Genomic DNA, 18,528 nt, shown 5'->3' with positions numbered 1-18,528 from the left:
ACTGGTTCCGGTGGGGCGTAAACGGACGGGCGACCGGGTGGTCGAGCAGGTGGACACCGGGTTGGCGGAGCTCGTCCCGGCTCCGGACCGGGCCGGCTCGTGGACGCTGCTGCTGGACGGCGCGCCGCAGTCGCACGTCGACCTGACCGACCCCACCCACCTCGAGTTCGAGTACGTGCGGCGGTTGGCCGCCGCCGTGGATCTGATCGCACCGGCCGGTGAGCCGCTGCGGGTGCTGCATCTGGGTGGCGGCGCACTGACCCTGCCCCGGTACGTCTCCGCCACCCGACCCGGGTCGACCCAGCGGGTATCCGAGGTGGACGGTGCGCTGGTGGAGCTGGTCCGTCGGGCGTTGCCGTGGCCGTCGGACACCCGGTTGCGGGTCCGGGTGGAGGACGCCCGGGCGGTGCTGGCGTCCACCCGGGAGGCCAGCTACGACGTGGTGGTCGCCGACGTGTTCGCCGGTGCGCGTACGCCGGCCCACCTCACGTCGGTGGAGTACGCCGCCGAGGTGGCCCGGGTGCTCCGCCCCGCCGGTTGGTACCTGGCGAACCTCGCCGACGGCCCGCCGCTGCGGCACGCCCGTGGGCAGGTCGCCACGGTCCGATCGGTGCTGCCGCAGGCCTGTCTGGTCGGGGACGCGGCGGTGCTGCGTGGGCGCCGGTACGGGAATCTGGTGCTGGTCGCCGGGCGGTCCACACCGCCGGTGCCGGAGCTGACCAGACGCGCCGCCGGCGACTGGTTCCCCGGCCGGGTGGTGGCCGGCGACGAGCTGGACCGCTTCGTCGGTGGCGCGCAGGTCGTACGGGACGCCGACGCGACCGGCTCCGATCCGCCACCGCCGGGGCTGTTCTCGGTACGACGCTGACCGTCCACTCGACAGCGGCGGGGAAGTTTTTTCGTCGTTTGTTGATCCGCTGGGGCGGGCGTTGCGTACCACCGGGCGGCCCACCTCGTGGGCCGGCGTTGGTCACGGACATCCCGGAGGTCTGCATGCACGCGGTGGCGGCCGGTTGGCATGGCGACGCGGTACGCGCTGACTGGTTGTCGGCGCGACCCTCGTCACGGTCAACCTCGTCTGCCCGAGGGGTCGACGCGCGGGCGACGCCTCGCCAGAATGGTCCGGTGACGCCGCGACCGGCGCCCGGGCGCCATCAGGCGACGACAACCGAGGCCAGCCACTCCGACCAGTTGATCCGTCAGCTCTATGCCGAGCACGCCGGCCCGTTGCTGATGTTCGTCATGCGTCTCACCGGGGGGGACCGGCAGCGCGCGGAGGACATCGTCCAGGAGACGCTGCTGCGGGCCTGGCGCAACGCGCACCGTCTGGGCACCCAGGGGCAGGGTTCGCTGCGGCCGTGGTTGGTCACGGTGGCCCGCCGCATCGCCATCGACGAGCACCGCAGCCAGGAGGCCCGGCCGCCGGAGACGTACGACCGGGACCTCACCGCGTTCGCCGAGGCGGACAGCACCGACCGGGTGCTGCGCACCATGACGGTGGCGGACGCGCTGCGTACGCTCAGTCAGTCGCACCGGGAGATCCTGATCTCGACGTACTTCCGGGGGCGGACGGTGCCGGAGGCCGCCGAGGAGTTGGGCCTGCCGCTCGGCACCGCCAAGTCGAGGGTCTACTACGCGCTGCGCGCGCTGCGCACGGCTCTGCAGGAGCGGGGGGTGACAGAATGAGCCGGCCGGACCACATGGACGTCGCGGCGTACGCGCTCGGTGTGCTCGACGAGCAGGACACTGAGCGGTTCGAGGAGCATCTCGCCACCTGCTGGGCGTGCGCGGCCGAGTTGGAGACGATGGTGCCGGTCGTCGGGCTGCTCTCCGACATCGACGGCGAGACGATGATGGCGCTGGAGCAGACGGCGACCGATCCGGCCCTGCTGGACCGGACACTCGGCGCGGTCCGGGCCGACCGGCGGCGTACCCGGTTTCGTCACATGCTCGCGACGGCCGCCGCGGTGGTGGTCTTCGGCGGTCTGAGCGGGTACGGCTTCGTCAGCGTGACCGGCAACGACCAACCGCCGGGAGTGCTCGCCGAGTCGACGCCGAGCCCGCCCAACGACCCGCCGACGAGCGTGCCGACGGCCGCGCCGAGCGGCCCGGGTGTGGGCGGCACCGAGGTGGAGGGCGACCAGGTCGAGGCGACCGACCCGACCACCGGTGTGCAGACCACCATGTTCCTGGTGACCAAGGACTACGGCACCCGGATCAATTTCAGCCTGCGCAAGCTGCCCGGCCCACGCATCTGCCGACTCGTGGTGGTACGCAAGAACGCCACCACCGAGGTCATCTCGACCTGGTCGGTGCCGGATGGCGGCTATGGCACCAACACCCGACCGCAGGGTCTCGAACTAAGCGCCTCGACATCGGCTCTGCCGAAGGACATCAAGCAGCTCCAGGTGCAGTCGGTGGATGCCAACGGCGTGGCGAGTCCGCTGGTCACCGTACCCATGTAAGCGCGCCTACCGCATCGGCGCCGGTCATTTCACAATGACCGGCGCCGATCTGTCGTTGCGCGAGGGGTCCCTCGCGGGGGCGTACGCATGGCGGCCGGAAACGGTTCAATCGGTTTACGTGAAATTGACCACTGTTACTACTTCAACCTTGACAGCCCGCCCGCCGTACCTATGGGTGAACTGTCAAGAATGAGGAGGGCACGTGGCACAGATGAAGCGGACCGTCATCGTCGCGAGCGCGATGGTCGCACTAACGGCCTGCGCTCCCGCGGGTTACGACGGGGCGAACTCGAGCGCGGCCGAGCCGGTCGCCGTCGCCGCGGCCGAGCCCACCGCGACGGTTGAACCTGAGGCCTCGGCTTCCCCGGAGGCGCCCGCCGCCGACGCCCCGCCCCCCGCGGACGTCGACCTGACCGAGAAGTTGGTCGGTAAGAGTGTCGCCCGGATGGGCAAGGTGGTCACCGACCAGGACGGCTGGATCCTGTACCGCTTCGACAAGGACACCGCCGACCCGCCGTCGTCGAACTGCGTCGACAAGTGCGCCGAGGTGTGGCCCCCGGCACTGACCGACGGCAACCCGGCGCTCACCGGCGTCTCGGACGACAAGGTCGGCAGCGTGACCCGGCAGGACGGCACCCGTCAGCTCACCATCGCTGGCTGGCCGGTCTACCGCTACATCGGTGACAAGAAGCCCGGCCAGTGGAAGGGCCAGGCCGTCGGTGGCACCTGGTTCGTGGTCCAGCCGGACGGCAAGAAGAACCTGAGCTGCCTGCCCAAGGGCACGCCGAAGGCGGTCGCACCGCCGGCGGACAGCGGCTCGAACGACGCCGGCGGCTCGGGCTACTCGTACTGAGCCTGGTCGCCCACGAGGGCACGGTGGTCGGTCGTCGCCGGGGAGGGCGCGACCGGCCACCGTCGTGTCCGGGGTGGGTTCCCGGGCCGGACCGGTACGGCGGTCGTCAGCCCCCACCGTGACCTGGCAGAGTAGCGGGGTGACCGAGACCGGACCCGCCGCGACCAGGGTGCTGCACCCACCGGTCGGCTACCGGCTGACCGCCTCGGTCCGCGCGCTCACCTTCAGCCCGTACGATCCGTGCGCCCGGGTGGCGGCCGGCACCTTCTGGTGGGCCACCCGCACCCCGGACGGTCCGGCGACGCTCGCGCTGCGACCGGCTGGCGGCGAGTTGCTCGCCGAGGGGTACGGGCCCGGCGCCGAGCACGTCCTCGCCCGCGCCGACGCGATCGCCGGGCTGCGCGACGACCTGACCGGCTTCACCGAACTGGCTGCGGCACACCCGTTGGTCGCCCGGCTGGCCCGGGAGCACCGGGGCCTCCGGATGCCCGCCACCGGGGAGGTCTTCCCCCGACTGCTGCGCGCGGTCTTCGAGCAGAAGGTCACCGGCAAGGAGGCCTACCGGGCGTACTCGGCGATGGTGCGGCACTTCCGGGAGCCGGCTCCCGGCCCGTTGCAGCCGCTGCTCCTGCCGCCCGAGGCAGCCACCGTGGCCGCGGCCCCGTACTGGGTGTTCCACCCGTTCGGGGTGGAGCAGCGCCGAGCCGACACGCTCCGTCGCGCCGCCGCGCTCGCCGACCGCCTGGAGCGCAGCACCGACGCCACCGACGCCACCCGCCGGCTGACCGCGATCCCCGGCATCGGGCCGTGGACAGCCGCCGAGGTGGTCCGGATCGCGTACGGCGACCCGGACGCGGTCAGCGTCGGCGACTACCACATCCCGAACACGGTGGCCTGGGCGCTCGCCGGCGAACCGAGGGGCGACGACGCCCGGATGATGGCCCTGCTGGAGCCGTTCAGAGGTCACCGGGGCCGGGTGTGTCTGCTGCTGGAGGCAGCCGGCATCCGGGCACCGAAGTACGGCCCGCGCGCCCCGATCCGCTCGTTCGCCCGCTTCTGAGTCTCGCCGGTACGGCGGTCAGCGACCGACGCAGAGCCGACGCAGGGTACGGCCGAGCCACCAGGCGTACGCGTGCTGCACGGCCCGAACCGCCGGCCCTCCGGTGCGGGTGAACCAGCGGTCCGGAAGGCTGAACGCGCGGACCTCGAACCAGACCGCGCCGGTGGCGTCGCGGACGACCTCGAACGCCTCCTCGCCCCGCTCCGGGTGCCCGGGCAGGGTGCCGTAGCCGAAACCGGCGAGCGTGGGCGAGTCCACGCTCCAGACCACCTGGCACGGCCCCCAGAGGCGGGCCGGGCCGACCCCGAGGCCGGCGGTCACCAGCACACCGTCGGTGGCCCGCGTCGCGTCGGTGCGCATCCGGACGCCGGCGGCACGGTGCAGTCGCCAGCTCAGCACCGCGTCGGCGGCGGTCTCGAAGCAGCCGCCGGGCAACGGATACCGGTGGCGCAGGTGGTGGTACCCGCCGGGCAGCGGCCCGTGCCGGGTCGACCCCACCTCCGGGTACGTCAGCTCGGCCACCGTTGCCCCCTCGACCTCGACCGGACACGGGCCAGGGTACGGCCGGTGTGGTCGGGTCGCCCGTCGATGGCGACGGCGGCTGTGGTGTGCTGCCTCGATGAACGCAGAGGCGAGCATCGTCCCGGCCGGTGTCGTGGACGCCGGCGAGATCCTCACCGTGCAGCGGGCCGCGTACCTGACCGAGGCGCAGCACTACACCGATCCGTTCCTGCCTCCGCTGACCGAGACGTTGGACGAGGTCGCGGCGGTGCTGGCCGGCCCGAGCATCGTGCTCGCCGCCCGGTTGGGCCACCGGCTGGTCGGCTCGGTGCGGGCCCACCTGGACGGGGACACCGCGCACGTCGGCCGCCTCTCGGTCGCCCCGGACCAGCAGGGGCGGGGCCTCGGGGCGCAACTGCTCACCGCCGTCGAGCGGGCCTGCGCCGGCCGGGCGGCCCGGTTCACCCTGTTCACCGGCGCGGACAGCGCGCGCAACCTGCGGCTGTACCAGCGGCACGGCTACCGGATCGTGGCGCACCGCCCGGACCCAAACGGCATCTCGTTGGCCGTGCTGGAGAAGCCGGCCGTCAGCCCCGCTCGCAGCGACGCCTGAGCCCGTCGGCCTCCATCCGCACGTAGCGGCGGAACAGCCCGCCGTACAGCCAGCCGATCAGGCCGGCCAGCGGGCCGGACTGGTTGATGACCAGTTCGACGTGCGTACGTCCGTCGGGCAGCGGCAGCAGCCGGTGCTCCCCCGTGGTCCGTACACCCGGCGCGTCGGAGACCCAGACGAACTCCCGCCGCTCGGTCAGCTCGGTGACCCGCCAGACCGCCGGCCGCAGCTTCGGCTGGGTCAGTCGTGCGGTCGCGCCGACGGTCAGCGACCCCGGCTCCCCCCGCTCGGCCCGGGTCACCGAGTCCGTCCACTCGGGCCAGCGGGGCACGTCGACCAGCACCGCCCAGACCTGCTCGGCATCCGCGGCGATCTCGGTGTCGGCCTCGAACCGCATGGTGTCCCCTCCCCGGCGACGCCGGTCGGCACCGCCACGGATGTAGACGAGGCCGCCGAAAGGATTGTGACACCGACGCTCGACCCCGTCCGTCCCTCCGCAGTGGAGGCAGACCGGGCCTGGCACCCGGTGGTTCCCGGCCGCACACACCGTCCTCGGCCGCCGCGGATCAGGCGGCCTCGTGCAGGTCGGCCAGGGTGAGCGGGGTACGCCGACGCAACAGCTCCTCCAGCTCGGGCACCGAGCCGACCTCGCCGAGCACGTTCCGGCCGCCGCCGAACCGCTCCGGGTAGCGGCGGGTCAGCCGGAAGCGGTAGCGGCCCCGGATCAGCTCGACGCTCACCCGCCACCGCCCGCAGCAGCCACAGACCCACTCGGACACCTCGCGAAAGTAGCTCTGACCTGGGGTTATTCGATTCGCCCGGCGGGGACGAGCGGCGCGCAGGCGGACACGCCGCCCCGCCGTCCACGGTGATCTGCCTCACGACTGTCGGCACCGTCTGATTGACTGGTCGGCGTGGACCTGCCGATCAACCCGCCGGTCGAGCCGATGCTGGCCAAGAGCGTTCCCAAACTGCCCACCACGCCAGGGGTGACCTACGAGCCCAAGTGGGACGGGTTCCGGTGCATCGTGTTCCGCGACGGCGACGAGGTCGAGTTGGCCAGCCGGGGCGGCAAGTCGATGACCCGCTACTTCCCCGAGGTGGTCGAGCAGGCCCGCCGGCAGCTGCCGGAGCGGTGCGCGGTCGACGGGGAGTTGATCGTGATTCGGCGCGACGGGCCGAGCGGCCAGCCCCGGCTGGATTTCGAGCTGCTGGCCCAGCGGGTCCACCCGGCCGCGTCCCGGGTGAAGATGCTGGCCGAGACCACCCCGGCCGACTTCGTCGCGTTCGACCTGCTGGCGATCGGTGACGAGGCCCTGCTCGACCAGCCCTACCCGCGCCGCCGGGAGCGGCTGGTCGAAGCGCTGGCCGGGGTGCGCCCGCCGGTGCACGTCACCCAGGTCACCACCGATCCGGACACCGCGCGGCGCTGGTTCGACGTCTTCGAGGGCGCCGGGCTGGACGGCCTGATCGTCAAGCCGGCCGACCTGCCGTACGAGCCGGGCAAGCGACTGATGTTCAAGGTCAAGCATGCCCGCACGGCGGACGCGGTGGTGGCCGGCTTCCGCTGGCACAAGTCCGGCCCGGTGGTGGGCTCGCTGCTGCTCGGTCTGTACGACGACGCCGGCGTCCTGCACCACGTGGGCGTGAGCGCGTCGTTCAGCATGGCCCGCCGCGCCGAGTTGCTCGACGAGCTGGCGCCCTATCGGGACATCGGCGGCGAGCACCCGTGGGTGCACGGCGACCACGAGCGTGGCCAACGCATCCCCGGTGGGGTCAGCCGGTGGACCGGCACGAAGAACCTGGAGTGGGAGCCGGTGCGCCCCGAGCTGGTGGTCGAGGTCGGCTACGACGCCATGGAGGGCGAGCGGTTCCGGCACACCGCCCAGTTCGTCCGGTGGCGCCCGGACCGCGACCCCCGGTCCTGCCGCTACGACCAGCTCGACCGGCCGATCCGCTTCGACGTGGACCAGGTGCTGCGCGGCGACCCGACGGCCACCGTGGACCGAGCCGCCACCGGCTCGGCGTAGCCTGGCCGTCGACCCGATTCCGGAGGACCACGTGACCCGCACCGCCGACCAGCCTCGGATGGCGTCCAGCCGCCGGGTCCGTCGCACTCTGGCCGCCTTCGTCGTCGCCGCGCTGCTCACCGCCGGTTGCACGCTGCCGGCGTTCGCGCCGCGCACCGAGGTGGAGGGCGCGGCCGCCCCGACCGGCAGCGCACCGAACTGGCGGCCCTGCCCGGAGGTGCCCGACGAGTTGGTCGGGCGGAGCGCACCGAACATGCGCTACGAGTGCACCCGGATCGCGGTGCCCCGTGACTGGGGCACCGGCGGCGGGGCGAGCGCCGGCCCGGGCGCCGGGCAGACCTTCGAGATCGCCCTGCTGCGTGCCCGGTCCACCAAGCAGCGCGACCGGGTGGGCTCGTTGGTGATCAACCCGGGCGGCCCGGGCGGTTCCGGTGTCGACACCGCCGTCTACCTCTCGTTCGGCCCCCAGTTCGGCGGGCTGCCCGCCTCGATCACCGAGCGGTTCGACATCGTCGGCTTCGACCCGCGTGGGGTCTCCCGGTCCAGCCCGGTGAAGTGCATCTCCGACGCCGACCTGGACGCCAGCTTCGGTTTCGACCCGGACCCGGCGAGCCAGTCGGCATTCGACGGCTTCGTCGGCCTGAGCCAGCGGATCGGGCGCGGCTGCGGCGACCGCTACGGCGACCAGTTGCCGTTGTACGGCACCGAGCAGGCCGCCCGCGACATGGACGCGGTACGCGCCGCAGTGGGCGACGACAAGCTCACCTACCTGGGCTACTCGTACGGCACCCTGCTCGGTGCCACGTACGCCCAGCTCTACCCGCAGCGGGTGCGGGCGCTGGTGCTCGACGGCGCAGTCGACCCACAGCAGCGGCTGGTCGAGGGCTCGGAGAGCCAGGCCCGTGGCTTCGAGCGGGCCTTCACCAACTTCACCCGCTGGTGCGCGGCGAACGCCGGCCGCTGCCCGATCGCCCCGGACGCCCGCGCCGCGGTCACCTCGGCCATCGACAAGGCCAAGGTCTCCCCGGTACGCGGCGCCGACGGGCGGGAGGCCACCGCCGGCTGGGTGTTCTACGCCGTCATCTCGTCGCTCTACACCGAATCCGGCTGGCAGGAGCTGGCCCAGGCGATCGACAAGCTCGCCGAGGGCGACCCGAAGGACGTGTTCCGGCTCGCCGACGCGTACGCCGGCCGGGCGGACGACGGGCACTACTCGAACCTGTTCGACGCCAACCTGGCCATCAACTGCGCCGACGAGACGGAGAAGCCGAGCCGGGCGCAGATCCGGCAGTTGCAGTCCGAGTGGCGCGGGAAATACCCGCTGTTCGGGCCGGCGTTGGCGGTCGGCATGCTGAGCTGCGTCGAGTGGCCGGGCGGGCGTGACCCGTACCCGACCGGGAAGGCGAACGGCGCGCCGCCGATCGTGGTGGTCGGCACCACCGGCGACCCGGCGACGCCGTACGAGCAGACCCCACGGCTCGCGTCGATGCTGGGCGTCGGTCGGGTGCTGACCTGGGAGGGCGAGGGGCACACCGCCTACCCGCAGACGTCCTGCATCACCGACGCGGTCGACGCCTACCTGATCGACCTGGCCGTGCCACCGGAGGGGCAGCGCTGCCCGGCCCGCTGACGGGCGGGGTCGGCGGCAGTGGGGGCAGATCGATCCCCTGCCGGGTGGCCAACTCCTCCAGCAGCGCCCGCATCCGGCGCACGTCGGCCTTGAGCTGCTCCTGCTCCTCATGCTCGAAGGCGTCGTCGTCGACGATGAGCCGGCTCGCGAAGTGCGCGGTGATCAGCGGGATGACCAGCAGCACCATGGTCGAGATGAGCAGCGCGGCCAGTGTGCGGCCCGCCCAGGTGGTCGGCGAGATGTCGCCGTACCCGACGGTGGAGGCGGTCACCACGGCCCACCAGACGGCGTCGGCCGGGCTGCGCTGCTCGACCTCCCCGTAGATGACCCCGGCCACCACGATCATCAACAGGTACGAGGTGATCAGCGTGCGGGGCGAGTTCGCGAACCACACCAACGCCCGGTATATCCAGCGGAACGGCAGCAGCACTAGCTCCATGCCGCCCCATGCTGCCCGTTGCCCGCAACCGGCACAGACCCATTCGCCAGTTTCGCTGTGCCAGGATCGCCAGCATGAGCGACGTGATCTACCGGGAGGCGGTCCGGGCTGACCTGCCCGCCGTCATCGCCCTGCTCGCCGACGACGTCCTGGGCAAGGCCCGCGACTTCACCGAGGTCGACGAGGCGTACGAGAGGGCGTTCGCGGCCATCGACGCGGACCCGCGCAACCAGCTGATCGTGGCCGAGCAGGCCGGCGAACTGGTCGGCTGCCTGCAGATCACCTACATCCCGGGCCTGGGCCGGCACGGCAGCGAGCGCTCGCTGATCGAGTCGGTCCGGGTCCGCTCCGACCGGCGTGGCCAGGGGCTGGGCCGGGACCTGATGACCTGGGCGGTCGACCAGGCCCGGCAGCGTGGCTGCGCGCTGGTGCAGCTCACCACCGACAAGACCCGCGAGGACGCGCACCGCTTCTACCTGGGCCTCGGCTTCGTGGCCAGCCACGAGGGCATGAAGCTCGCGCTCTGACCCGGCGTCGCGTTTCGCCTGGCGGGGCAGTGGGAGTCGCCCCGACCGGGTTACGTTCGCTGCCATGAGCAGGCCGACGATGCCCGGCGCCGCACCGTCGCGCCCGCCATGGCGGCGGACCGGCTCGGCGCTGTTGGCGGTCGGCGTTCTCCTGGTCGTCGTCGCGTTCTGGCTGCCCGCCTGGCGCAGCGTCTACCTGGACCGGACGGAAACCACCGCGGGTTCGAGGGTGCTCGGCTGGGCGCTCCCGTTCGCGGTGACCGCCGCCGTGTTCGCGGTGCTGTCGCTCGCCAACACCGGCCCGGCCCGCTGGGTCTGGCGGCAGGCCAGCCTGGGAATGCTCATCTCCAACGTGCTCGCCTGCGGCAGCCTCACCGGGGCGTACTGGTATTTCGAAGCCGAGGACCCCTACGCCAAACACGAGTTGATCTCGAGCGGGCCGGGCGCCGGTCTTCTCCTCGCCCTGCTGGGCTACCTGCTGATCCCGCTCGCTGGGTCCCTTCCTGACGGCCAGCAGCGCACCGCCCAACCCAGAAACGACCGGCCCGGCCATGGCCAGAGGCAGTAGGGAACTCCCCCGCCCCACCGCCGTACGAGGGCTGTGGAGCTGATGTCGTGGACGAGTCACCGTCCGGCAGTTCGTTGACGACATCAGCTCCACAGCGAACGCGGACCACCATCCGCCGCTCAGCCACCCGCCGCCCAACCTCCGCACGGGAGGCGTGGGACAGCGTCGGGCAGCAGTTCGATGGGTCAGCCGTCGACCAGGCGGCCGTCGCGCAGGACGAGCACCCGGTCGGCGAGGTCGATCAGGGCCGGGTCGTGCGTGGCCACCAGGGCCGTCATGCCGCGGGCGTGCACCACCGCGCGCAGCAGGTCCATGATGGACCGGCCGGTCTCCGAGTCGAGCTGACCGGTTGGCTCGTCGGCGATGAGCAGGTCCGGCTCGTTGGCCAACGCCCGGGCCACCGCGACCCGCTGCTGCTGGCCACCGGAGAGTTCGTACGGGCGCTGCGCGGCGTGCCCGCCCAGGCCGACCAGTTCCAGCAGCACCGCGACGCGCTCCTCCCGCTCCGCGGCCGGCACCTGGGCCAGCCGCAACGGCACGCCCACGTTCTCGGCGGCGGAGAGGATCGGCACCAGCCCGAAGGTCTGGAACACGAACCCGACGGTGCCTCGGCGCAGCCGCAGCAGCTCCGCCTCCCCGGCCGAGGTGACCTCGTGCCCGGCCACCACCACCTGACCGCTGTCCGGCCGGTCCAGCCCACCGATCAGGTTCAGCAGCGTGGTCTTGCCGGCCCCGGACCGACCTCGGATGGCGACCAACTCGCCCCGGTTGGCGGTGAACGACACGTCCCGCACCGCGTACACGGCGTGCTCACCACGGCCGAAGGTCCGGCTGACCCCACTGACCCGGACCACCTCGTCGGGGTGCGCCGAGGGCGCACCGCCGACACCGGCCGCGCCGGTCACCACCATGTTCTGCCGGCTCATGCCCGCGCCCCCCGCTCGTCCGAGGCCCGGTTGCCGGGCCGTACCTGCACATGGTCCGGCTCCAGGTCGAGCCGGACCCGCTCCTTCAGCGAGAGCGCGTCGACGAACGCGGCGGGCAGCTGCATCCGGCCGTTGCGGTCCAGCACCGCGTACTCCTCGCTGACCAGCTCGGTGTTGCCGTCCGCGTCGGTTCGCGCGGTCCGGCGTACCTCGGAGGCGGTCCGGCCGTCGCGGATCGCGACGGTCCGGCGGACCTGTGTGGCCACGGCGTGGTCGTGGGTGACGACCACGATGGTCACGCCCAGTTCCGCGTTGATGGTGCGCAGCGCCGCGAAGACCTCCGCGCCGGTCGCCTCGTCCAGCTCACCGGTCGGCTCGTCGGCGAAGAGAACCTCCGGGTCGTTGGCCACCGCCACCGCCACCGCGACCCGCTGTTGTTCGCCACCGCTGAGCTGCCCGGGCCGCCGGTCGGCGCAGTAGCCCACACCGACCAGGTCGAGCAGTTCCCGGGCCCGCTCCCGGCGGGCCCTGCGGCTGCGCTTGCCGGCCAACTGCATCGGCAGCTCGACGTTCTCCAGCGCGCTGAGGTACGGCAGCAGGTTGCGGCCGGTCTGCTGCCAGACGAACCCGACCAGCTGCCGGCGGTAGCTCAGCCGTCGCTTCGCGGAGAGCGAGAGCAGGTCGTAGTCGGCCACCCGGGCGATACCGGCGGTCGGGGTGTCCAGGCCGGAGAGGATGTTGAGCAGGGTCGACTTGCCCGAACCGGAGGCACCGACGATCGCCACCAGCTCACCCCGGTCGATGACCAGGTCGAGCCCCTGCAGGGCGACCACCTCCACCCCCTCGGTCTTGAAGATGCGCACCAGGCCGTCGCAGACGATGTGCCCGCGTAGGCGGTCCTGTCCGCCGGCCCGCTCGGCGGCGCGAAGCGCTGCCCGCTGTTGCAGGGCGGCCAGGTCAGGCACCAGTGGAGTCTGGGCGGTAGCGGTCATCTCAGCTCTCCTCTCCGAGCCGAAGCACCTCTCCGAGGCGCAACCGGCGGTTGTTCAGGGCCTCGACGGCGACCGCGAAGCCGAGGGCGACCGCCCCGAGCGCGAGCACCGCGGCGACCAGGCTGGGCTCGAAAGCCACCCGGACGGGCACACCACTGGTGAACGCGGACAGGCCGAGCACCGGGTTGAGCAGCAGGGGCAGTACCGCACCGACCAGCGCGCCGGTCAGCACCGACACCGCGACCAGCGGGGTCAACTCGACCAGCAGCAGCCCTCGCCACTGCCGGCGGGACAGGCCGAGGGTGCGCAGCCGGGACAGCACCTGGCCCCGGGCGCGCGCGCCGGCCAGCACGGTGAACGCGATGGCCAACAGCCCGAGTACGGTGCCGCCGGCGGCACCGGCGACGAACCCGAAGGCCAGCACCCCGTTCGCCCCGCCCTCGCCGAGATCCCGGCGGACGTCCGCCCGGGTGTCGACGGTGACTCCGATCATCCGTTCCCGACCGGTGACAGTGCCGTCCCGCTGGTAGCGCTCCTGCCCCTGGTCGCCGGCGACGCGCAGCGCCTCGGCGTCCAGCGGGTCCCCGGCGATCAGCAGGCTGGTCGGCACGGGTGTGGTGGTACGCGTCGGCAGGGCCTGCCAGGGCAGGATCACGAACCGGCTGGCGTTCGCCGCCAGCATCGGGAAACTGTCCTCGGTGCCGGCCACCCGGAACTCGTACCGCTGGCCCTGCACCGAGATGAAGGCGGAGTCGTCCAGCCCGGCCTTGGCCAGGTCGGCGGCGACCGCCGGTGAGACGATCGCCGGCAGCGGCCCCGGGCCGGGCGCGGCGGTGCGCAGCGCGGCCGGAATCGACAGGTCCACCTGGGAATCGCGGGCCACCTTGTCCAACCCCGAGCCGTCGACCAGCAGCACGTCCGTCTGCCCGATGAAGGCGTCGGTGCCGACCTCGTCGGACGCCAACCGCTCATCGTCCTCGTACAGCACCCGGGTGACGGCCCGGACCCCCGGCAGACGGCCCAGCTCGTCGATGGTGTCGGGTGCGAAGCGCTCCCCGCGGATCACCGCGTCGGCGGGCACGATCTGCGCGGCAGCCCGTTCCCGGCTCGCGTCGATGCCGGCGGCCACGACCGCGCAGAACGCCGCGGTGCCGATCGCCAGCACCACCACGACCAGCGGGGCGGCGACCGCCGCGCGACCGGCGCGGGCCGTGCCGAGGAACGCCACGCTGCCCCGGGTCCGCGCGGCCAGCCGGCTGACCAGCAACAACGGCCAGGGGTACGCGCGCAGCGCCAGCACCGCCGCCGCGATCGCGAGGAGCACCGGCACCGACACGAGCAGCGGGTCCACCTCCCCGAGGGTCAGGCCACGCCGACGCAGCAGCACCGCGGCGAGCCCCGCCAGGAGCAGCAGGGAGACCTCGACGGTGAGCCGACGGGCCGACGGGCGCACCCGGATCAGGTCCCGGCGCCCCGCTCCGCCGGCCGGTACGGCCAGTGTCGCCAACGGCAGTGCCAGCGTGACCAGCACGGTCACGCCGATGACGTACGGGGTGGTTGGATCCGGGGCACCGGGGAACAAGGTGCCCAGCCACCAGCCCAGCACGGCGGCGATCGGCACCACCAGCACCGACTCGGCGAGGCTGCGCCGGGCGCCGGCGGTGGCCCCGCCCCCTCGGGCGCGCAGCAGCGCGAACTCCGAGCGACGTCGTCTGATGGCGAGACTGGCCGCGAGCACGATGAGCCCCGCCAGGGTGGCCAGGACGCCGGCCGCGATCACCGCGAGCAGGGTCCGGACGGCGTCGATCTGGGCGGCGAACGCGCGCAACGGAACGTCGACGCCCTGGGTCAGGCTGAGCCCCGGCGGCTGGTTGCGCTGCATCACCTGCAGGCCGTCGATCATCTGGTCCAGCTCGCGTGCGTCGATCCGGTCGACGCCCAGTCGGTACCGCCAGTTGGACTGGATCGGCCAGCCCTCGGCGGCCCGCTTGTTGAGGGGCGACTGCGCGACGACGCCGACGATGACGAACGGCTGGCCATCGCCCTGCGGTTCGATGATCCGCAGCAGCTGTGGCAGCCCGTCCCAGATGCCGTTGGCGCGGTCGACGGGGCGGAACAGCCCGGTCACCACCAGCGGGACACCGTCGATGAGTCTGCCCTTCTCATCGGTCTTGCCGATGCGCAGTTGGCTGCCGGCGCGCAGGTTGAGCTTGCGGGCCACGTCGACGTCGAGCGCCACCTCGATCGGCCGGTCGGGAACGTAGGTCTCGCTCGGCCACGCCCCCTCGACGAGGGTGCTCGCGCCCTGTATGTCGGGCATGGCCCGCAGGCCCATGTCGACCAGCAGGTTGCGGGCCGCGAGGTCCGGTCCGACCACGCGGGCCTCTGCGGTCTCGACGCTGTACCACCGCTCGGTCACGGCCGAACGCACCGGCGGCGGCATCTCCGCGGCCAGGGCGTCGAACCGTTCGGCGGCGTCGCCCATCGCCGTCCGCCGCGACGTCGCGGGCTCAAGGCTGGTGGAGTACGAGATGTCCCGGCGGGCGGCCGGCTCGCTGTTGAGTTGTGCTCGCAGCCCCTGTTCGGCGAGCCGGTTGACAAGCCGGGGCACTCCACTGATCAGCAGCGTGACCACCAGGGTCAGCACCGCCAGCAGCAGGAACTGCCCCCCGTACGCCCGGACCCGCCGGACGGCTGCCCCGACGCTCATCGTTCTCCCCCGATTCGCAGCTGCACCGCCGCCACCCGCTGACGGATGCCGGTGGCGATGAACGCGCTGAAGGCGAGCGCCGCCAGCAGCAGACCGACCGCGGTCAGGCCGATCGGCACCCAGGGCAGCACGAACGCCGCCGGGGGTGTCGGCCGGCCGGCGGCCGGGGTGAGGATGACCAGTGGGGCCATCGTCGCGCCGACCGCGGTGCCGAGTAACAGCCCGACGCCCACGCCGATGCCGGCGAGGAACGTCTGTTCGGCGAGCAGCGCCCGAGCCATCAGCCGGGGCGTGGCCCCGAGGGTGTGCAGGACCGCGAACTCGCCGAGCCGACGCCGGGCGGTGGCCCACACGTCCACCATCAGGCCGACGAGGGCGAGCAGTACCGCGCCGAGCGCGGCGGCGAGCATGCCGGTGCGCGAGCCGCGCCAGTACGGGTCGTCGGCGGCCGCCTCGATGGCCGCCTCCCGGTTGAGCACTGTGACGCCCGGGAGTGCGCTGACCGCCTGGGCGGCGGCGTTCGCGTCGGCGGCGCCGACCCACCATTCCGGTACGGGTCGCACTGCGCCGCTGCTCCGGATCATCGCGTCGACAGCGGCCGGCAGGTCCAGCAGGACGCCTTCGCCGGTGGTGGCCGGCACGGCGTCCAGCTCGCCGACCAGGTGCACCGGCAGCGTCGCCCCGGAGAGGGTCAGGTCGACGGTGTCGCCGACGCGCAGGCTCAGCGCGTTGCGGACCCCGGGGGTCATCAACACCGGTATGGGCTTGTTGTCTCCGCCCGGCACGACAGCGAACCGGGTGGGCGGCTGGTACGCGAACTGCCCGCCGGGGATCACGTCGACCGTGCGGGCCGCGGCGAACCCGGCGCCGGTGGTCCGTACCGGCATGGGCTCCTGCCCGAGGGCGGTCACGGCCCAGTCGCCGCCCAGTTCGGCCGGTTGCTTCGTGCCGTCGGCCTTGACCACCGTCAGCCCGTCCACCTGGAGCTCGTAGGAGTTGCCGGCGGCCAACCCACCGTCGGCCTCGAAGCCGGCCAGCCGCAGCCGCGCCCCGCCCAGGTCGGGCAGTCGCGCGGTGAACGGGGTGGCCCGGCCGTCGCTGTCGGCGTTGGCCGCCGGCAGCCGCAGGGCGAGCCCGTCGGGGGTGGTGACCAGCAGCGTCACCGCGACCTTCAGCGACCGGGCGGCGTTGCTCACCGGGGTACGGATCGTGCCGGTGATCTCACGCGCCCCGGCGGGCAGTTCGACGCCGGCGGGCTCTCCCCGCGCGCCGACCATCCTCCGGTACTGCTCCGACGCCGATCCGTCGCCGAGGCGGTCGGCGAGCCGGACGACGCCCGGGGCGCTGGCCGGGTCGACACCGATCACGGTCGCCGGCAGGTTCTCCCGCCCGACCCGGATCTCGTCGCGCCACGCCGGCAGCACCCGGTTCACGCTCGGCAGCGCGGCGAGTTCACCGGCCCGGGTCGGTGGGGCGCCCCCGGTCCGTTCGGTCACCCGGAGGTCGGCGCCGACCGTGTGGCCGGCCTGCTCGACCTGGGACCGCTCGCCGGTGCTGATCAGCGACCAGGCCAGGGTGCTGCCGCCGACGGCGAGGGCGAGCAGCAGCACCGGGCCGGCGTGGGGACGCCGACCGGCCTGCCACATGCCGAACATGGTGGCGGTCCAGGGACGTCGGTCGACGAACCGCTCCGCGAACCGGGTGAGCGGCGGGAGCACCCGCAACGCCAGCACGGCACCGGCCAGCACACCGAGCGTCGGGGCGGCGACCAGCAACGGGTCGAGCCCGAGCTGGCCACCCGAGCCGGCCAGCGGGGAGGCGTACCGGCGCAGCTGCACCCAGGCGAGCACGGCGAGCGCAACGAGCACCAGGTCGACGCTGGCGCGTTGGACGCTCGCGGCCCGGTTCGGCCGGGATCGGGCCGCCATGTCGGCGACGTACGTCCCGGCGCCACGCAGCGCCGGAAGGACCATGGCGACGAGGCAGCCGGCCGCGGTGGCCGCTGCCGCCGCCCAGACCAGTGTGGTGTTGCCGCCGGCGGTGTACAGGTCACCCGACCCGCCGGGTCGGATGTACCGCAACGCCTCACCGGCGATCAGCGGACCGAGCACGGCGGCCGGGGCGACCACCAGGGTCGCCTCACGGGCGGCCAGGCCGGCCAACTGCCGACGGGCGGCGCCGCGGGCGCGCAGCAGTGCGGTCTGGGGCCGGCGGTCCTCGTGCAGCAGCGCGGCGACCAGCACCAGCGCGTACCCGGCGAGCACCAGGATGAGCAGCAGCGGGGTGGCCAGCGACGAGCGACCCACCAGGTCGGCGCGACCGATCCGGTCCAGCAACTGCGGCATCTTGGTCACCGTCTGCCCGGAGCTGCCCAGTTGGGCGGCCTCGGGCACGGCCGAGACCGCCTCGGTGAGGGCTTTCCGAACGGCGGGCAGGGCAGCGGTGTCGACGGCGCCGAGGTCCGGTTGGGCCAGCCAGGACGCCGACACCGAGCCCGGGAAGGTGGCCACGAAGTCGGCCGGGTCGAGCGTGAACGGCCCGTAGGAGGTGCCGGAACCGGCACTGCCCGCCCCCACGCCGGGGGCCAGCAGCCAGTACGCGTCCGACGGGTCGCGGGGCCGCCAGGTGCCGGCGAGCACCAACTCCCCGCGTCGTTCGGTGGCCCGGTCACGCACCGGGACGCGTTCGCCGACGGTCAGGCCGAGGGCGCCGGCGACCCGCTCGGGCAGGCTCACCTGGACGGGGTTCGCTCCGGGGCTGGGCCAGGCTCCGCTGGTCAGCTCCGCGTGGCTGGCGAGGTCGGCGAGCGTGGCCAGGTTCGCGAAGACCGGTTCGTCGGCCGTACGCGGGATCTGCCCGAGGTCGCCGGTCAGCTCCCGGCCGGTGCCGTAACGGGCGGCGGTGACACTGACCGGGACGCCGCCGAGCCCGTTGGCGAACTCGGCTCGGACCGCCTTGTCCCGGGTTGCGAACTCGGCCGCGTCCCGCCCACCCGAGCCACTGACCAGAAGGCCGCGCTCCTCGGCCGGCGAGGCGGCGACCAGTGCCCGCTGCCCGGCGTCCACCGCACGACGGTTGTAGTCGGACAGCCCAGTGACCAACGCGACGGCGACGAGGGCAGCGATCACCGCCGCGACCAGCAACCCTCGCGCCTCGCGGGCCCGCCTCCACACCAGCTTCATCCGACGCCTCCCCTGGCCCTGGCGGGCCGACG

General features: G+C 73.3%; 18 protein-coding genes. 10 read left to right on the top strand and 8 right to left on the bottom strand.

Features of this window, described 5'->3' with window-relative positions; genetic code table 11:
- Positions 1-10 precede the first annotated feature (10 nt).
- The 5 genes from GA0070561_RS14405 (at position 11) to GA0070561_RS14385 (ending at position 4,378) form a co-directional block, all read left to right on the top strand.
- Complete coding sequence (locus tag GA0070561_RS14405; RefSeq protein ID WP_091400697.1) at positions 11-868, top strand: spermidine synthase; 858 nt, start codon at positions 11-13, stop codon at positions 866-868.
- Between the two features lie 125 nt (positions 869-993).
- Positions 994-1,686 carry a sigma-70 family RNA polymerase sigma factor gene (locus GA0070561_RS14400; RefSeq protein WP_091400696.1) on the top strand — a complete coding sequence of 231 codons (693 nt, stop codon included), beginning with the start codon at positions 994-996 and terminating at the stop codon, positions 1,684-1,686.
- A complete protein-coding gene (locus GA0070561_RS14395; protein ID WP_091400695.1) occupies positions 1,683-2,465 on the top strand; it encodes an anti-sigma factor family protein in 783 nt (260 codons plus the stop codon). Before GA0070561_RS14400 ends, GA0070561_RS14395 begins: the two co-directional genes overlap by 4 nt.
- 202 nt (positions 2,466-2,667) lie before the next feature.
- Positions 2,668-3,318, top strand: coding sequence for a hypothetical protein (locus GA0070561_RS14390; protein WP_091400694.1), 651 nt, complete (start codon positions 2,668-2,670; stop codon positions 3,316-3,318).
- Between the two features lie 139 nt (positions 3,319-3,457).
- A complete protein-coding gene (locus GA0070561_RS14385; RefSeq protein ID WP_091400693.1) occupies positions 3,458-4,378 on the top strand; it encodes a DNA-3-methyladenine glycosylase family protein in 921 nt (306 codons plus the stop codon).
- 18 nt (positions 4,379-4,396) lie between these two features.
- Here the strand turns inward: GA0070561_RS14385 and GA0070561_RS14380 are convergent, their stop codons facing one another.
- Entirely contained in the window at positions 4,397-4,900 is a 504-nt protein-coding gene (locus GA0070561_RS14380) for a DUF1990 family protein (protein ID WP_181539321.1), read from the bottom strand.
- A gap of 97 nt (positions 4,901-4,997) precedes the next feature.
- On the opposite strand from GA0070561_RS14380, the gene GA0070561_RS14375 reads away from it, so the two are divergent.
- The gene (locus GA0070561_RS14375; protein ID WP_091400691.1) at positions 4,998-5,492 is read left to right on the top strand and encodes a GNAT family N-acetyltransferase; all 495 of its coding nucleotides are present in this window, start codon (positions 4,998-5,000) and stop codon (positions 5,490-5,492) included.
- Here GA0070561_RS14375 and GA0070561_RS14370 read toward each other — a convergent pair.
- Together GA0070561_RS14370 and GA0070561_RS14365 are read right to left on the bottom strand one after the other, a co-directional pair.
- Positions 5,467-5,889, bottom strand: a complete 423-nt coding sequence (locus GA0070561_RS14370; RefSeq protein ID WP_091400690.1) for an SRPBCC family protein — start codon at positions 5,887-5,889, stop codon at positions 5,467-5,469. The two genes, GA0070561_RS14375 and GA0070561_RS14370, sit on opposite strands and share 26 nt — an antisense overlap.
- A 169-nt stretch (positions 5,890-6,058) precedes the next feature.
- Positions 6,059-6,271: a hypothetical protein gene (locus GA0070561_RS14365; RefSeq protein WP_091400689.1), complete on the bottom strand. Its 213-nt coding sequence runs from the start codon at positions 6,269-6,271 to the stop codon at positions 6,059-6,061.
- Between the two features lie 135 nt (positions 6,272-6,406).
- Between GA0070561_RS14365 and GA0070561_RS14360 the strand changes: the two genes are divergently transcribed.
- A complete protein-coding gene (locus tag GA0070561_RS14360) occupies positions 6,407-7,522 on the top strand; it encodes an ATP-dependent DNA ligase (protein ID WP_091400688.1) in 1,116 nt (371 codons plus the stop codon).
- A 58-nt stretch (positions 7,523-7,580) separates the two neighbouring features.
- Positions 7,581-9,152 (top strand): alpha/beta hydrolase, encoded by a 1,572-nt coding sequence (locus GA0070561_RS14355; RefSeq protein ID WP_091402088.1) that lies wholly within the window; start codon positions 7,581-7,583, stop codon positions 9,150-9,152.
- Here the strand turns inward: GA0070561_RS14355 and GA0070561_RS14350 are convergent.
- Complete coding sequence (locus GA0070561_RS14350; RefSeq protein WP_091400687.1) at positions 9,079-9,591, bottom strand: potassium channel family protein; 513 nt, start codon at positions 9,589-9,591, stop codon at positions 9,079-9,081. The two genes, GA0070561_RS14355 and GA0070561_RS14350, sit on opposite strands and share 74 nt — an antisense overlap.
- Before the next feature lie 74 nt (positions 9,592-9,665).
- Between GA0070561_RS14350 and GA0070561_RS14345 the strand changes: the two genes are divergently transcribed.
- Both GA0070561_RS14345 and GA0070561_RS14340 read left to right on the top strand, forming a co-directional pair.
- Positions 9,666-10,118, top strand: coding sequence for a GNAT family N-acetyltransferase (locus tag GA0070561_RS14345; RefSeq protein ID WP_091400686.1), 453 nt, complete (start codon positions 9,666-9,668; stop codon positions 10,116-10,118).
- 64 nt (positions 10,119-10,182) lie between these two features.
- The gene (locus tag GA0070561_RS14340) at positions 10,183-10,686 is read left to right on the top strand and encodes a hypothetical protein (RefSeq protein WP_141710372.1); all 504 of its coding nucleotides are present in this window, start codon (positions 10,183-10,185) and stop codon (positions 10,684-10,686) included.
- Between the two features lie 185 nt (positions 10,687-10,871).
- On the opposite strand, the gene GA0070561_RS14335 is transcribed toward GA0070561_RS14340, so the two are convergent.
- The 4 genes from GA0070561_RS14335 to GA0070561_RS14320 are packed head-to-tail and all read right to left on the bottom strand — an operon-like array spanning position 10,872 to position 18,496.
- Positions 10,872-11,597, bottom strand: a complete 726-nt coding sequence (locus GA0070561_RS14335) for an ABC transporter ATP-binding protein (protein ID WP_091402086.1) — start codon at positions 11,595-11,597, stop codon at positions 10,872-10,874.
- A gap of 11 nt (positions 11,598-11,608) precedes the next feature.
- Positions 11,609-12,604, bottom strand: coding sequence for an ABC transporter ATP-binding protein (locus GA0070561_RS14330; RefSeq protein ID WP_091400684.1), 996 nt, complete (start codon positions 12,602-12,604; stop codon positions 11,609-11,611).
- A 1-nt stretch (position 12,605) separates the two neighbouring features.
- Complete coding sequence (locus GA0070561_RS14325) at positions 12,606-15,314, bottom strand: FtsX-like permease family protein (protein WP_091400683.1); 2,709 nt, start codon at positions 15,312-15,314, stop codon at positions 12,606-12,608.
- Entirely contained in the window at positions 15,311-18,496 is a 3,186-nt protein-coding gene (locus GA0070561_RS14320; protein WP_091400682.1) for an ABC transporter permease, read from the bottom strand. Before GA0070561_RS14320 ends, GA0070561_RS14325 begins: the two co-directional genes overlap by 4 nt.
- Positions 18,497-18,528 lie beyond the last annotated feature (32 nt).

Source organism: Micromonospora saelicesensis (assembly GCF_900091575.1).
GTDB lineage: Bacteria > Actinomycetota > Actinomycetes > Mycobacteriales > Micromonosporaceae > Micromonospora > Micromonospora saelicesensis.
The sequence above is the reverse complement of the archived record's forward strand: the minus strand, read 5'-3'. Positions and strand labels throughout refer to the sequence as shown.